The organism is Propionivibrio sp. (assembly GCF_049316945.1).
In the GTDB taxonomy this organism is placed as follows: Bacteria; Pseudomonadota; Gammaproteobacteria; order Burkholderiales; family Rhodocyclaceae; genus Propionivibrio.
In genome coordinates this window covers 1-14,551 of the sequence record NZ_JBMOJE010000038.1, presented here as the reverse complement: position 1 = coordinate 14,551, position 14,551 = coordinate 1, and the positions used below count along the sequence as shown (strand labels likewise).

The window sequence follows — 14,551 nt, the reverse complement described above, 5'->3', positions numbered from 1 at the left end:
AATTGCCCTGGAAGCCGCGTCAATAGGCGATCTACAGATGCATGCCGCGGAAGGCGCATAAACATTGACTACTACGGCATCATTTTGAAGATGCCCGTATTGATTGGCCTGCAGGCCTGTTTTCCAGTAAGTGGATGCTGCGGCTGACTCAGAGGCTGTGAATTAATTGGCGCAGTCATCCAGGACCGTCATTCCGGCGAAAGCCGGAATCCAGTTCGTTCATCTGATATCCATGAAAACAATTAGATAGACGAGCTGGACCCCGGCCTTCGCCGGGGTGACGAGCGAGGAAATCAGGCTGAAATGAATTTTTCACAACCTCTCAGTTCCCGGGGCGTTTCCGCCATAAGGCGAGGCTCAGGCCCGATGCGCCGATGATCAGCATTCCCATGGTCGCCAGAAAATCGGGCAATTGGCCGAAGACGATCCAGCCGAGCAGCATGGCCCAGATCAACTGGATGTAGAGTAGTGGCGAGAGCGTCGAGGCCGGCGCTTCGCGCAAGGCGCGGATGAGCAGGAAGTGGCCGGTGCCGCCGTAGAATCCGAGCGAGGTGATGAGCAGGGCTTGCATCAGCGTCGGCATTTCTCCGGTCCAGTAGGCCGGCATGACCAGGGACATGGAAACGGTGCCGACCAGCGCGGTGTAGAAAAGCTGACGCAGCGGCGGCTCGGTGGCTGAAAGTTTGCGCGTCAGTATCTGGTAGATGGCGTAACAAAGTGCGGCGCCAAAGGCATAAACGACACCGATGCCGACCATCACCCCGCCGGGCCGGGCGATCAGCAGCACGCCGCCGAATCCCGCTATGGTCGCCAGCCAGCTTCTGAGCGGCACCTTCTCGCCGAGCAGCGGGCCGGCAAGCAAGGCAACGAGTAGTGGCGTGATGAAAACAAGGGCAGTGGTTTCGGCCAGCGGCAGAGTGCGGAAGGCGAGTTGGACGAGCAAAGTGACACCGACCAGCATCAGCGCGCGAAAGGTCATCAGCCACGGCCGTTGCGTGACGACGATCTGGTGGCCCATGCCGGGCGCGATGGCGACCAGCATGAAGACGAAGTGGACGAGATAGCGCGCCCATACGAGTAGCGGTACGGCAAAGAATGCCGTCAGATACTTCGCAGTGGCGTCGAGTGCAGCGAAAAGAAAGATGGCGGTCAGAAAGAGGATGACGCCGTGGAGCCTAACGGGCATGGCTTTGAAGGGCGCACCAAATTATGAAAGTCATGCCCGTTTCCCTCACCCCCGACCCCTCTCCCAGAGGGCGAGGGGAGGTTCGAGAGTCGCTAGCGCGACTTTCACGTTAAGGTGCGGCGCACCGCTATTTGCAATCCATTGGTTGAGGCAGTAACGCGCACTGTCGATCAATTCTCCAGCGGCGAGGCCGATCGGGCCGCAGCCCTGGGCGACCAGGCGGTCGGCGGCGGCTCCGTGCAGGTGCCCGGCGGCGAGCAAGGCTTCGAGCGGTGGCCAGCCTTGGGCCAGCAAGGCGGTGATGATTCCGGTCAGTACGTCGCCGCTGCCCGCCGTGGCCAGCCCCGGATTGCCGCTGGTGTTGATGAACCACGCGCCTTCGGGAGATGCGATAACGGTGCCACAGCCCTTGAGTGCGACCAGGGCGTTGTAGCGCGTTGCCATTTCAAGTGCGGCGCTCAGGCGGTCGGCCTGGATAGTCGGAACGTCACAATCGAGCAGTCGCGCCGCTTCGGCCGGATGCGGCGTCAGTAATGTGGGCGCGCTGCGCGTGGCCAGCGCAACGTGCAGTTCCCCTTCTTCGGCAACGAGGTTGAGCGCGTCGGCGTCGAGCACCAGCGGCAGATCGAGCTTGCAGGCGCTTTCGAGCAGGACGAGCGCTTCGTGGCTGTTGCCCATGCCGGGGCCGCAAGCCAGTACCGTGAACTCGGTGGCAAGCAGTTTTTCGGGTGTGCGCAGCATCAGTTCCGGCTGCAGCAAGTCGAGCGCCGGAGCGTGTTCGTCGAGCATTCCGAGGTAAACCCGGCCGCTGCCAAGACGCAGCGCGGCGCGTGCGGCGAGCAGGGCGGCACCGACCATGCTGCGCGAACCGCCGAGGATGCCGGCGTTGCCGTGCTTGCCTTTGTGGCTGTTGCGCGGACGTGCTTTCAGGCAGGCTGAAAACAGATTGAGGCCGATGGTTCGGCCGCTGGCTTGCGTGAGTTTTTCGGCATCGAGTTCGAGCGGGGCGATGGAGATTTCGCCACAATAGTCCGGGCCATCCGCCGTGAAAAGTCCTGGTTTGCCGCCGATGAAGGTGATCGTGTGGCTGGCACGAATCGCTGCGCCGTACAGTTTGCCGGTGTCGGCATCCAGTCCGCTCGGGCAGTCGAGGGCGAGCAGCGGGCAGCCGTCGCGCACCGCCAGTGCGTTGGCCTTGTGGATGAGATCGGCGTAGGGGCCGCTGATATCACGTTTGAGGCCGATGCCGAACAGCCCGTCGATGATCAGTGACCAGTGTGGGTGGTCGGGAATCGCGGAAAGGGTGCTTCCTCCCGCGTCGACAAAGCGCCGGTAAGCACCCGCCGCGTCGATCGGCAGATCGGTGGACTGCCCGATGAAAACGACGCGGGCATCAAAGAAGCGTTCGCGCAGCAGGCGTGCGGCTTCAAAGGCGTCGCCGCCGTTATTGCCGGGGCCGGCGAGGATCAGGATCGCTGCACCGCGATCAGCGCAAATGGCCGTAGCGAGGTCAGCCGCCGCACGGCCTGCCCGCTGCATCAGCGGCTGGTCGGCGGCTGCTGCTTCGATTTTTCGCAGGTCGGTGGCGCGGTAGAGCGGGATTGAATTCGTCATGGTTTTACGGCCGAAACCGCCTCCGGTTCGGGTTTGGCGACGGGCTTGCCGGTGAAGATCATCTTGCTTTGATCGGTGCGTTCGCCGTTGCTGAAGTCGCCTTCCCAGAAGTCGCCGTCGGGGAAGACAATCTTTCCTTTCCCCTCCTTGACGCCGTTTTTCCAGCTTCCTTCGTAGCGAATGCCATTTTTCGACGTGTAGGTGCCCTGTCCGTGGAATTCACCGTCCTTCATTTCGCCTTCGTAGGCATCGCCGACGTCGAAAGTCGTTTTCCCCTTGCCGTTCTGTTTGTTCGCCAGCCAATCGCCCTCGTAGCGGAAGCCACTTGTTTTCGAGGTAAAGGTGCCGATGCCATGCCTCAGGCCATTCTCCAGTCGGCCTTCAAAACGATCACCGTTGTCCCACTCGATGGCACCCTGGCCGCTGGGAAGGCCACTCGGTGGGGCGAAACGGAAGTCGCCGATGTAGGTGGTGTCACCCGCCTTGACGCGCTTGCCGGAAACCGCCAGCGGCTGGGCGGCGGACGCTGCTCTGGCTGACTCGCCGGGCGGGGAAGTTTCGGCCTGCGCGGCCAACGAGGTCAACGAGGTCAACGTTATGGGTGCGGGTGCGGATGGAGTAGTTGCTACGGCGGCTGCCGGCGGGGTCGGGACGGGCTCGGGCAGGCCGGCGCCGTTCGGCTGGATCGTCTTTTCAGCCACGAAGTCGGGCGCGCTGCCTTGGGCAAGGTTCGGCTGGCCGACGTAAACCGCGCCGCCGGTGATGCGGATCGGCACGATGGTGAAGCGACTGGCGACCTCCACTTCCGCGCGGTAGCTGCCGGCGTTGGTCTGGAATTCGATCAGGTGCTTGCCGTGCGGCAGGTTGGCGCGGGCCACCGAGATGCGCTCGGGCAGCGTGCGCCAGTTGCGGTCGTCGGCCTGCTCGGTAGTAACGGCAACGACATTGGCGAGCAGTCCGGCGAGCCAGTGCGCCTTGTTGGCCTGATCCTGTACGACGGATTTGAAGCCGGCCCGGATGACCGAGCGCAGGATGATGCCCGGCATCTGATCCTTGAGCAGGCGCCGGGCCATGGCGTCGGTATTGGTCAGCGTTTCGACCGGCAGTTCCCGTCCGGCAACCACCAGCGAGGGCGGCACCAGCACCTGGCTGGAGGACTTGATGACCGGGAAGGAGAGCGGGGTGATGATGACGCCATTCTTGCGCGGGATCGGGATCGGGATGTTCAGCGAGTCGATGACTGGCGCGAATCCACTCTCGATGACGAACAGCACGTCCGCTTCGCCGGGAGCGGGCCGGACTTTGCCGACTCCTTCCAGCGCGCTCTGAATGCTGGCTTTGCCCGGCGCCAGCAGCAGCGCGTTGCGGTAACCCGGTTCGGCGAGCGATGGCTCGTCGGTGACTTCGAAAAAATAGCCGGCCAGATAGTGGGCAAAAGCATTCTGGAAACCGTTTTTCAGCTCGCGAACTTCGGGCGTGTCGAGTTCCTCCATCGGGTAGCCGTCGAGCTTGGTGATCTGGCCGGTCCCCTGTTTCTCGTTCTCGGTCTTGAGCGCGTCGTATTCCTGTTCGCGGAAGGCTTCGATCAGCTTTTCCCGTTCGTAGGTCTTTTTCATTTCGATGCGGGCGAGATCGAAGTTGCCGAGCATGATGTGGTTCAGCGTCAGGCGCGTGGACAGCAGCACCTTCTCGTAGTCCTGCCCGTCGTAGCGGCGTGTCTTGTCGCTGATCAGATAGCTGCCGATGTCGCCGAACAGTTTGCCAGAATTGGTCCGGAAGTCATTTTCCCAGGCCTGGATGACCTCGTCGCTTTTCAGCCAGGAATCGCGGCTGGTGGTGTAGTTGCTGCCGAGGCTGAACAACTCGCCCTTTTCGAAAAAGTAGAGGATGTCCTTGTCGGCGCCCTCGTTGTTTTTTTCAACAAGGGCGACAGCCTGCTTGAGCGCACCGGATTTGACCAGCGTCACGGTCGCGCCGAGTTCGCTGTTGTACTGGCGCATCGGACCGGCGGAGCTGAGCGCAGGCAACACGGCCAGCAGCAAGAGAAGCAAAGTGCTTTGTCGAAGTGGCTTCACGGTCATTCCCTTTGTGCTGCCGGCTAATCGGATGATTGAGAGATTATCCGATTAACCGGATGCTGAGCCAACGAAAAGTGAGATGAGAAGATGGCTTGATGAAACTAAAAACCGCAGTTGACCGCGACTAATTGACCGCAAAGCCAAGTTTGAATCCTGTTTAGCCCTCACCCCAACCCGCGGGGGGTTTGCACCCTTCTCCCCGCGGGAGAAGGGCCGGGGATGAGGGCTTGCGACATTGGCAGCACTTCCAACTGCGGTTTTAAGGATGGAGAGAATCACGAGCCATCATCGCCCTTGGGGTGCAGAGCCAGTTCGTTTATCAAACAGGTCTTTTAACATCTTGATCAGATGGACGAATCTGGATACCGGGCTCTGCATTTCCTTCGGTCACCTTCGCCGAAATGGCGGTGGATGGGTAGAACAAATTCAACCTGATCGTAGCTCCCTGCAGGTTCGGCTTAAGATGCTCTCGGCTATAATCGCGGCTTCGCCTCGTTCCCACGCAGGTTTCCTGCACTTTTCCGTAGATCGCCATGTCCGACATTCTCTTTCTGCGCGGAGCTTCCGCATTTTCCGCTTTTCGTCTATTGGGTTTGCAGCAACGCCTGCAGGCCGTCGTGCCGGGGGCGAAGATCGCCAGTACCGAGTATTGGCACTTTGCCAAGTTGAACAAGACGCTGAGTGCTGAAGCGCGACAGCAACTGGCGGCGCTGCTTGAGGAGCATTCCGGATCAGGAGCGGAATCCGGCGAGTTGTTTCTCGTCACGCCGCGCATCGGTACCATTTCGCCGTGGTCGTCGAAGGCCACCGAGATCGCCTGGAACAGCGGCCTGGACGCTGTCGAGCGCATCGAGCGCGGCATTGCCTATCGCATCGAATCAGCCAAGGGCGGGCTTTCCGCCGACCAGCGGACGCAGATTTCAACCTTGCTGCACGACCGCATGACTGAAGCCGTACTTGGCGATTTCGAGCAGACGAGCGAACTCTTCCGCCATTTTCCGCCCAAGCCGATGGCCTCGATCGATCTGCTGCAAGGCGGGCGCGAGGCGCTGGTCGAGGCCAACAGCCGCCTCGGGCTGGCGTTGTCTGAGGATGAAATCGACTATCTGGTCGAGTTGTTCGTCAACAAAACCCAACGCAATCCGACCGACGTCGAACTGATGATGTTCGCGCAGGCCAATTCCGAGCACTGCCGGCACAAGATTTTCAACGCCTCCTGGGTAATCGACGGCCAGCCGCGCAGCGAAACGCTGTTCGGCATGATCCGCGAGACGCACCAGGCGCATCCGCAAGGGACCGTCGTTGCCTATTCCGACAACTCCTCGGTCTTCGAGGGCGCCAGCGTGGCGCGCTTCTCACCGGGGGCGGACGGAACCTATGTCTGGAACGAGGAACTGACGCACATTCTGACCAAGGTCGAGACGCATAACCATCCGACGGCGATTTCGCCCTTTCCCGGCGCCGCCACCGGCTCGGGCGGCGAGATCCGCGACGAAGGGGCGACCGGGCGCGGCTCCAAACCAAAGGCCGGCCTCTGCGGCTTCTCGGTTTCCAACCTGTATTTGCCTGACGCACTGCAAGCGTGGGAAGCCGAGAGCGCTGATTACGGTCGCCCATCGCGCATTGCCTCGGCGCTGGACATCATGCTCGAAGGCCCGATTGGCGCGGCGGCCTTCAACAACGAATTTGGCCGTCCCAATCTCACCGGCTACTTCCGCACCTACGAACAACGGGTTGGCAGCGGTGCCGAGGCCGTCGTACGCGGTTATCACAAGCCGATCATGGTCGCTGGCGGCGTCGGCAGCATTGCCGATAGCCAGGCCATCAAGGCCGAAACCTTCTCGCCCGGCACCTTGCTCATCCAGCTTGGCGGGCCGGGAATGCTGATCGGTCTGGGCGGCGGTGCGGCGAGTTCGATGACCACCGGCAGCAATAGCGAAGACCTTGATTTTGCCTCGGTGCAGCGCGGCAATCCGGAAATGCAGCGGCGTGCGCAAGAGGTGATCGACCGCTGCTGGCAGATGGGACCGCCCCAGGGCGATTCGACAACGCCGGGCGCCGGCAATCCGATTCTCTCCGTGCATGATGTCGGCGCCGGCGGCATTTCCAACGCCTTCCCCGAATTGGCGCACGGCGCCGGTTGCGGTGCGCATTTCGAGTTGCGCGAGGTGAAGATCGAAGAACCGGGCATGTCGCCGGCCGAGATCTGGAGCAACGAAGCGCAGGAACGCTACGTAATGGCGATTCCGCCGAGCCGCCTGCCCGAATTCAAGGCCCTGTGCGAACGCGAGCGTTGCCCGTTTGCCGTGGTCGGCGTGGCAACAGACGATAATCGTCTGCTGGTGGCCGACCGTCACTTCGAAAACAATCCAGTCGATATGGACATGGACGCGCTGCTCGGCAAGCCGCCGCGCATGACGCGCAATGTCGGGGATCTGCCGTCGCTCGAGGTGCCGTTCGATCCGACCTCGGTCGAACTGAAGGATGCCGCCTATCGCGTGCTGCGTCTGCCGGCGGTAGCCAACAAGACCTTCCTGATTTCGATTGGCGATCGCAGTGTCGGCGGCCTTACGGCGCGTGACCAGATGGTCGGCCCGTGGCAGGTTCCGGTCGCCGACGTCGCGGTGACGACGATGGGTTACCAGACCAATCTGGGCGAAGCCTTCGCCATGGGCGAACGTACGCCGGTGGCTATTCTCAACGCGCCGGCTTCGGGCCGCATGGCGCTGGGCGAAGCGCTGACCAACATTGCCGCGGCCAATATCGCCAATTTGGGCGACGTAAAACTGTCGGCCAACTGGATGGCCGCTGCCGGTTCGCCGGGCGAGGATGTCCGTCTGTTCAACACGGTGCGCGCCGTTTCGGACCTCTGCCAGCAACTCGGCGTTTCGATCCCGGTCGGCAAGGATTCGCTCTCGATGCGTACGGCCTGGGATGACGCCGGGCAGAAGAAGCAGGTGGTTTCGCCGCTGTCGCTGATCGTCACGTCATTCGCCCCGGTACAGGACGCGCGCCGTACCTTGACGCCGCAACTCCAGAGCGCTGTCGGCGAGACCGATCTGCTGCTGATCGACCTCGGCGCCGGCCGGAATCGCCTTGGCGGTTCGGCGCTGGCACAGGTGTTCAACGCCACCGGTTCGGAGACGCCTGACGTCGACGATCCGTCGCCGCTGGCCGCCTTCTTCGCTGCCGTGCAGAAACTCGCCAGCGAGAATCTGTTGCTCGCCTATCACGACCGTTCGGATGGCGGCCTGTTCGCCACCGTTGCCGAAATGTCCTTCGCCGGACATTGCGGCGTGTCGCTGGACATGGACGGCCTGTGCTACGACCCGCTGACCAACGACGTCGATGGCGCCGAGAAAAGGCCGGATCTGCTCCTCGGTCGTGACTTCGAGCGGCTGATGCGCGTGCTGTTCAACGAAGAGCTCGGTGCCGTCGTGCAGATCCGTCGCGCCGAGCGCTCACCGGTGATGACGCTGTTGCGCGCTGCCGGGCTCGGTACGTGCACGCATTTCATCGGCTCGCTCAATCCGTGGGACGAAGTTCGTATCATCCGCAATGCCAAGCTTGCGCTCAGGGAAAAGCGCGTCGAATTGCAGCGCGCCTGGTCCGAAACAAGCTTCCGCATGCAGGCGCTGCGCGACAATCCGGAATGCGCGCAGCAGGAATACGACCGCATTCTCGATAGTGCCGATGCGGGTCTTTCGGTCTCGCTCAGCTTCGATCCGGCTGAAAATATCGCCGCGCCGTTCATCAACGCCGGTGCGCGTCCCAAGGTCGCCATCCTGCGCGAGCAGGGCGTCAACGGACATGTCGAAATGGCCGCGGCGTTTGATCGCGCCGGCTTCGCCTCGGTCGATGTGCATATGAGCGACATTCTTTCCGGTCGCGTTTCGCTCGCTGACTTCAAGGGCGCGGTCGCCTGCGGCGGATTCTCCTACGGTGATGTGCTGGGAGCCGGCAAGGGCTGGGCCAGGACGATCCTGTTCAACGGCCGGGCGCGCGACGAGTTTTCGGCCTTTTTCAATCGCGGCGATACCTTCGCGCTCGGTGTGTGCAACGGTTGCCAGATGATGAGCGCCTTGAAGACCCTGATCCCCGGTACCGAGGCCTGGCCGCGTTTCGAGCGCAACAAGGTCGAGCAATTCGAAGCGCGTTTCACCATGGTTGAGTTGCTGGAATCGCCGGAATCGCCGTCGCTGTTCTTCGGTGGCATGGCTGGCAGCCGCCTGCCGGTGGTCGTTTCGCACGGTGAAGGACAGGCCATGTTCGACTCGGCCGAGCAGCAGGCGAGGGCGCTGGTCGTCATGCGCTACCTCGATAACGCCGGCCAGCCGAGCGAAGTCTACCCGTACAACCCGAACGGCTCGCCGCAAGGCATCACCGGCGTGACCACCGCCGACGGCCGCTTCACGATCATGATGCCGCACCCGGAGCGCGTTTTCCGTACTGTGCAGATGTCGTGGCACCCGGCTGGCTGGGGCGAAGACTCTCCCTGGCTACGGATGTTCCGAAACGCGCGTCAGTGGGTTGGTTAAGGGTGCGAAGCGCTTGAAACCGAAGCCGACGGGATTACGGCGTAACACTTTGTGGACGCGCAGGTTTGAAACGCGTATCGGTCTGCGATAGGCGTCAACTGGCGTTCCTGGCGCTGCATGTCGTGGAATCCGCATGAGCATTGGCTTGCAGGGCAGGCCATCTGAAGATGCCCGTACTTGTTGGCTCATAGGCCACTAACCTTCAAATATTCCACGACAAAAGGAGAGCAAAGTACTCCCCTATTTGGATGTCCGTATTACATGACTGACCCGTGGCCAGCGTGCCATCGGCGAGTGCCAGGGCAATCGTCACTGTTTTTCCAATGCCGACATTTTTATCGGCGAAGACGCCTGTATCGATCAGGGCCATGGTTTTCGTTCCCACAAGACCATTCAGTGCAGTGGATTCTTTTCATGGTGAAACCCCAAGCATTCTGATTGCCTTGATTGTGGTCAATGTATACACTAATAGTATCAACATTAACCAGGGAGGCCGGCTCATGGCACATACCATCAAGACAGCGGCAGTATTCAAATCGGGCAACTCGCAAGCGGTGCGATTGCCCAAGGATTTCCAGTTCGATGTGCGCGAGGTCGAGATACTGCGGCGCGGCGACGAGGTGGTTCTGCGGCGGATTCCGACTAGCTTGACAGCCGCCTTCGATCTGCTGGCGGGTTTGCCCGAGGACTTCATGGCAGAGGGTCGCAACGATACGCCACCACAAGTGCGCGAGGGCTTATGAGCACGTTGCGTTATCTGCTTGACACCAATATATGCATCTACATTGCCAAGCAACGTCCGCCTTCCGTAGCCAAGCGTTTTGCCAAGTTGGCCGCCGGGTCGGTGGGAATGTCGTTGATCACTTTCGGCGAGTTGCGCTACGGTGCAGAAAAAAGCAGCCAGCGAGTGCAGGCACTCGATACACTGAGTCGCCTGGAGGCATTGATTCCTGTGATTACGCCGGACGATGCGGTCGGGGAACGCTATGGCTTCATCCGAGCCGATCTTGAGCGTGCCGGTACACCCATCGGCAACAACGACTTGTGGATCGCAGCCCATGCACTGAGCCTTGGGGTGACGTTGATCAGTAACAACACGCGTGAGTTTGAGCGCGTACCGAAGCTGAAGCTGGATAACTGGGTCGAGTAGCGATCCGGGGCGTAGGCGTTTGCACATGGTTATCCAACTGTGTCCAACAACTTGCATATAGATTCGGGATACCTCCTGCAATGCCATGAGTAACCTGCCGTTCGGGTCAGGCGATTTACAAGGGTCTCAACGGGCCGGAGTTGGTCGACTGGCGCCAGTCAGAATAGACGCAGCCAAAGGGTCAGCATCGCATTTGTTTCTGCAGAAAAATGAATGCGATGCTGACCCTTTGGCTGTTTGTGGCATGGCTGGCAGCCACCTGCCGGTGGTCGTTTCGCACGGTGAAGGGCAGGCCATGTTCGACTCAGCCGAGCAACAGGCGAGGGCGCTGGTCGTCATGCGCTACCTCGATAACGCCGGCCAGCCGAGCGAAGTCTACCCATGCAACCCGAACGGCTCGCCGCAAGGCATCACCGGCGTGACCACCGCCGACGGCCGTTTCACGATCATGATGCCGCACCCGGAACGCGTTTTTCGTACGGTGCAGATGTCGTGGCACCCGGCTGGCTGGGGCGAAGACTCTCCCTAGCTACGGATGTTCCGAAACGCGCGTCAGTGGGTCGGTTGAGAGCGCGAAGCGCCTCCGGGGTAACACTTTGTGGGCGCGCAGGTTTGCAACGCGTATCGGTCTGCGATAGGCGTCAACAGGCGTTCCTTGCGCTGCATGCCGTGGAAGCCGCATGAGCATTGGCTTGCAGTGCAGGCCATCTGAAGACGCCCATGCTTATTGGCTCGTAGGCCATTAACCTTCACGTCTTCGGCGGGTTAGTCGGTTCTGTTTTGTACGTCGGAATTAATTGAGGTCTGTCCCCGGTTGTTACACGCCAAACAAATATTTATCCTCAAGTTTTTCTATAAATTGCCGACACCAATATGTTGATCAATAAACCGAATAAACATTCAGCATATAAAGGGGTAATAAAATGAAAATGCTCAACATTGCAGCTATTGCAATAGCGGTGTCTACACTCGTCTTGTCTGGCTGCACTGTTGTGCCATACAACAACTGCTGCACTCCTGGCGCTTTTCAACCTCATAAATTTGTGGCTGTTGGCTACGGAGCAGTTGGCGGAAGTAATTCGCAATATACCGTTGGTCAGCAGAAATTGATGGCAATGCGAGCCGCAAAAGTTGATGCCTACAGAACTCTTGCTGAGCAGGTATATGGCTTTCGTATTTCTGGAACTACATCCGTTTCCGCATTTTCAACACAAAACGATAATGTAAGAACTCATGTTGACTCATTCCTCAGGGGGGCTCAGGTCGTAAATATGACCCCTGTAGCCGACGGAAACTTTGAAGCCACCGTGGAACTAGAAATGACGCCTGCGTTCTTTTCCTGCTTCTCCAATGTTTCAACATGCGGCTACCCTGTTACAGTTCAGCGCAATCAATCTTGCGGTTTTTCGGGTTGTGTTCAGCCTAGTGCATATTATTACTCAAACTAATCATCCCTCTAAAAATGCGCCTCTCACGACTTTCTGGAATAGTTGCCATACTGTTATTTGTATTCATTAACAATACGTTAGCGGAATCGGTCGTCGTAGAGGGTGCAGCTTCAATTCAAAACGGAAATCTGCCAGCGGCTCGTGAAGAAGCAATTCGCAATGCACTTGCTGAAGCAACACGGCGCGCTTCACTCAATGTTAGTGCGACTATAGGCAGCACGGGAAACATTGCCTTAGATCAGGTCGTGGTAAAAGCGGCTGCTAACGTGCAAAGGCATCAAATCATTAGCGAGCGCCACGATGAACAGTTGTACTGGGTCACCATCAGTGCAGATATGGAATCAGATCAAGGCAGACAAGAAGATAACGCATGTCGTGATGGGCACACAAAACGTCTTTTGATTGGGGGATTCCCTATGCTTCGCCCAGAACAGTTGCTAATGGGAGAATTAACAGGTTATGCCCACCTCACAGGGCGTGAAATTGCTGGGCGTTTTAGTGCGCAACCAGCGGTATTTGTTGATCACAACGGCAGCATAATGCTCCATTATGGCGTGCCTGAACGGGTGATCGGGGATATGCCTGTTGACTCCCAAGCGTGGACGATTGGTCGCGCTAAGGCAGTACAGCATAGGGCGCAGTATTTGCTCGTTGGACGCTATCGTTCTTTAGCCCTCAGCCCTGACCAGCATCAAAGAGAAATCGACATTGAAGCCCTCATCATTGACGCATTCAGCGGATCTTGTGTTGCAAGAATGCAATTTCATGAAACAGCTTCTGGCGGGGTTGTCCCACCGAGTTCAATTTCTTTTGGAAGTACTGCACACTACGCAACTGATTTGGGGCGTGCCCATAGCAAACTGCTAACTCAAATCGCAAGGTGGGCGGAAGCAACTACGAGTTGCCTGCCTTTTTCAGCACGTGTTCTCAAGGTAGAAGGCAAGTCTATTTATTTTGATGCTGGAGCAGAACAAGCAATTGCCATTGGCAACAGTTTTTCTGCTTATAAAGCTTTACGGAAGCCTATTACTACTAGTGGCGGAGAAATTTTAGGTATAGAGAAGAAGGTGATCGGAGACATTAAGGTTACATCAGTTTATCCACGATTCTCCATCGGGGAATTAACCTCGCCGTCATCGAGTAATACACCTGAACCAGGAGACGAGTTGCATTCAAGGTAGAGGGTGGGGAATTTTCATTTTGATGCCACCTATCACTTCGCCGTTGTTCAGTTGCGAGTATGCGGTGGTGAAGTTGGAGCACAATCGCGTAATCCATAGGCTCGCCAGACGATCAAGAACTGAAGCCCGGTAGGGTGCGCAAGTTTTTTTCCTTGCGCACGCGGAATCCCCCGTGTGCATCGACCTGCTTGATTAGCTTGGTGGTGCGCAACGCTTCGCGTTTCACACCCTACAAAACCGCATGTGGTGACATGGCGGCGATGTCTTGATGGCTGTTTGAAACCCGCTATCCGAAAAACCCGGAAAACCAGGGACAGACCACGGTTTTTCTGAACCAGGATCGAAATCATGTTGGGTGCGAAGTTCGCGCATATGGTTGTGCTTTGAGCCGTTGATTCCGCTGCTATGAGGGAACCCCAAATGTGTACCGCGATCTTCCAGTAAGCGCACTGAAGCATCTAGCGACTCACGCTCATCTTCGGCCAAGCTGCATCACCACTCGCCGAACGTATCCGTGTACTCAGCATTACAAATTCATAAGGCCAATATGGCTCTGAAAGAATATTCCTTCAAGGGAATATTTGCGCTGATGTTCTCTCGTAATTCTTGTGGTATCCGGCAGGTTGGGGCGAAGACTCTCCGTGGGTGCGCATGTTCCGCAACGCACGCCAGTGGGTGAAGCAAGCCAGGACTGAAGTATAAGTAGATAAAAAAACGCCGGGACGGTTAAGCCGTCCCGGCGTTTTTTTGTGGTGCGCAGAGATTTAATCGATCTTGGCCTTGGCGCGCAGGGCTTCGACCATCTTGTTGATCTGTTGCGATTGCGCTTGCTGGAGCAGGCGTGGCTTGATTTCATCAAACGGCGGCACGTTCAGCGGACGGCTGTCTTCGAGCAGGATGACGTGGTAACCGAACTCGGTCTTGACCGGGGTTTCAGTGCGAAAACCCGGGACAGACCACGGTTTCCGCTTGCTCTGGATGATAAGCATCGGCACGTTGGGGGAGGGGGGACGGGTGCAGCGAGGCATGGGCGACTCCGGGGAATGACAAAGCTGCAGACTTTAAGAAAACCGTGGTTCCCTATAAATGCTGCCTATAAATGCTCAACCCTGACGCACGAACCGCGCCCCCCTGATGGGAAAACCCGGGACAGACCACGGTTTCCGCTTGCTCTGGATGATAAGCATCGGCACGTTGGGGGAGGGGGGACGGGTGCAGCGAGGCATGGGCGACTCCGGGGAATGACAAAGCTGCAGACTTTAAGAAAACCGTGGTTCCCTATAAATGCTGCCTATAAATGCTCAACCCTGACGCACGAACCGCGCCCCCCTGATGGCGCAAGGGTTTGGAGGCGGT

Annotated in this window: 10 protein-coding genes and 1 pseudogene; 6 read left to right on the top strand and 5 right to left on the bottom strand. The window is 58.7% G+C overall.

Annotated features, from left to right (window positions below):
- Positions 1-322 precede the first annotated feature (322 nt).
- From ACOYNV_RS10565 to ACOYNV_RS10555, 3 genes are read right to left on the bottom strand one after another with little or no spacing between them, the layout of a single operon-like run.
- Positions 323-1,186: a DMT family transporter gene (locus tag ACOYNV_RS10565; RefSeq protein ID WP_422899735.1), complete on the bottom strand. Its 864-nt coding sequence runs from the start codon at positions 1,184-1,186 to the stop codon at positions 323-325.
- 45 nt (positions 1,187-1,231) lie between these two features.
- Positions 1,232-2,800 carry an NAD(P)H-hydrate dehydratase gene (locus ACOYNV_RS10560; protein ID WP_422899734.1) on the bottom strand — a complete coding sequence of 523 codons (1,569 nt, stop codon included), beginning with the start codon at positions 2,798-2,800 and terminating at the stop codon, positions 1,232-1,234.
- Positions 2,797-4,875, bottom strand: a complete 2,079-nt coding sequence (locus ACOYNV_RS10555) for a hypothetical protein (RefSeq protein ID WP_422899733.1) — start codon at positions 4,873-4,875, stop codon at positions 2,797-2,799. Before ACOYNV_RS10555 ends, ACOYNV_RS10560 begins: the two co-directional genes overlap by 4 nt.
- 536 nt (positions 4,876-5,411) lie before the next feature.
- On the opposite strand from ACOYNV_RS10555, the gene purL reads away from it, so the two are divergent.
- Complete coding sequence (gene purL, locus ACOYNV_RS10550) at positions 5,412-9,416, top strand: phosphoribosylformylglycinamidine synthase (RefSeq protein WP_422899732.1); 4,005 nt, start codon at positions 5,412-5,414, stop codon at positions 9,414-9,416.
- A gap of 202 nt (positions 9,417-9,618) precedes the next feature.
- Here purL and ACOYNV_RS10545 read toward each other — a convergent pair whose 3' ends face one another.
- The gene (locus ACOYNV_RS10545) at positions 9,619-9,786 is read right to left on the bottom strand and encodes a hypothetical protein (protein ID WP_422899731.1); all 168 of its coding nucleotides are present in this window, start codon (positions 9,784-9,786) and stop codon (positions 9,619-9,621) included.
- 130 nt (positions 9,787-9,916) lie between these two features.
- Here ACOYNV_RS10545 and ACOYNV_RS10540 point away from each other — a divergent pair, with 130 nt between their 5' ends.
- From ACOYNV_RS10540 to ACOYNV_RS10520, 5 genes and pseudogenes are all read left to right on the top strand, one after another.
- Positions 9,917-10,159, top strand: coding sequence for an antitoxin (locus ACOYNV_RS10540; RefSeq protein WP_422899730.1), 243 nt, complete (start codon positions 9,917-9,919; stop codon positions 10,157-10,159).
- A complete protein-coding gene (gene vapC, locus ACOYNV_RS10535) occupies positions 10,156-10,566 on the top strand; it encodes a type II toxin-antitoxin system tRNA(fMet)-specific endonuclease VapC (protein ID WP_422899729.1) in 411 nt (136 codons plus the stop codon). Before ACOYNV_RS10540 ends, vapC begins: the two co-directional genes overlap by 4 nt.
- A 238-nt stretch (positions 10,567-10,804) precedes the next feature.
- Positions 10,805-11,095: pseudogene (locus ACOYNV_RS10530) on the top strand (phosphoribosylformylglycinamidine synthase subunit PurQ); the annotation flags it as partial.
- Between the two features lie 394 nt (positions 11,096-11,489).
- Positions 11,490-12,014 carry an LPP20 family lipoprotein gene (locus tag ACOYNV_RS10525; RefSeq protein ID WP_422899728.1) on the top strand — a complete coding sequence of 175 codons (525 nt, stop codon included), beginning with the start codon at positions 11,490-11,492 and terminating at the stop codon, positions 12,012-12,014.
- A gap of 14 nt (positions 12,015-12,028) precedes the next feature.
- Positions 12,029-13,195 carry a flagellar assembly protein T N-terminal domain-containing protein gene (locus tag ACOYNV_RS10520; RefSeq protein WP_422899727.1) on the top strand — a complete coding sequence of 389 codons (1,167 nt, stop codon included), beginning with the start codon at positions 12,029-12,031 and terminating at the stop codon, positions 13,193-13,195.
- A 764-nt stretch (positions 13,196-13,959) separates the two neighbouring features.
- On the opposite strand, the gene ACOYNV_RS10515 is transcribed toward ACOYNV_RS10520, so the two are convergent.
- Positions 13,960-14,223, bottom strand: a complete 264-nt coding sequence (locus ACOYNV_RS10515; RefSeq protein ID WP_422899726.1) for a peptidylprolyl isomerase — start codon at positions 14,221-14,223, stop codon at positions 13,960-13,962.
- Positions 14,224-14,551: the final 328 nt, after the last annotated feature.